1 protein-coding gene is annotated in these 991 nt (G+C 47.1%); it reads left to right on the top strand.

Translation table 11 applies throughout. The annotated features are described in order from the left end of the window. Positions 1–511: 511 nt before the first annotated feature. Positions 512–862 (top strand): IS630 family transposase, encoded by a 351-nt coding sequence (locus PPOP_RS21180; protein ID WP_006287962.1) that lies wholly within the window; start codon positions 512–514, stop codon positions 860–862. Positions 863–991: the final 129 nt, after the last annotated feature.

Below are 991 nucleotides of genomic sequence, written 5' to 3'. Positions count from 1 at the left end.
GCAGTTGCCGGACTTCTGCCGTCTGAACTAATCTACATCGATCATACACTGGCCCCAATCTGACCGCTAGGTGGGGCCGATTTGACGTTCACGTAAAGAGGTTTTCTCATCTTTTGACACAGTCCTCCGATATTCGTCATTTTATCAGTGTAATCTGTGTCTACTATTTAGTCTAGCATCACTCCAGCGGTTCCTTCATTGGCCTTTACTAGTATAATGTTCCGAAATAATGTAACTATATTCCAGCTTTTTGTGGTATAATCTTCGTAGCCCTTATTGAACGGAGAGAAGCCATACCCTTCCAATCGAAAAAAGAAAAGTTAGTGTTATCCATCGTTATGATCTGGAACGCCGCGATCCAGAGTTCGATGCAAAACGGGCGGAAGTGCTTTGCGTCTATCAGCAAGTCGAGTACATTCTGGAGAACGAAGAAATAAAACCGCTCTGCGACGTTCATTTGTCCTACGACGAGAAGCCTGGCATTTAGGCGATCGGCAATACCGCCGAGGATTTGCCTCCCGTCGCCGGGAAACATTCCACCATAGGTCGTGACTCTGAGTACAAACGGCATGGAACACTGAGCCTGCTGGCAGGCATTGATTTAGTCACCGGCGAAGTGATCGGTTCGATCGAAGAACGCCATCGCAGTCGTGAATTCGTTGACTTTCTGAAGAAGCTTGATGCCCACTATAGCCCGGAACTGGGGATTCAAATCATAGAAGACAACCATTCCGCTCATATCTCCAAGGAAACAAATGCTTATCTGGAGAGTCGGCCGAACCGGTTTGAGTTCGTCTTCACCCCCAAACATGGCTCCTGGCTCAATGGGATTGAAAGCTTCTTCGCAAAGATGACGAAATAGGTACTTCGTCATCTCCGGGTGAAGTCAAAAGAAGAATTAAAACAATCATGGCTTTTCCGCCGCATCCCCAGCATGAAAGTGGGGTTTAGCGCAGCACTTTTCCTCCATACTGAGTAATACTGCGATTGG

It is taken from the genome of Paenibacillus popilliae ATCC 14706, assembly GCF_000315235.1.
Lineage (GTDB): Bacteria > Bacillota > Bacilli > Paenibacillales > Paenibacillaceae > Paenibacillus_B > Paenibacillus_B popilliae.
Note: the sequence above shows the minus strand (reverse complement) of the source record. Positions and strands in the feature narration are given on the sequence as shown.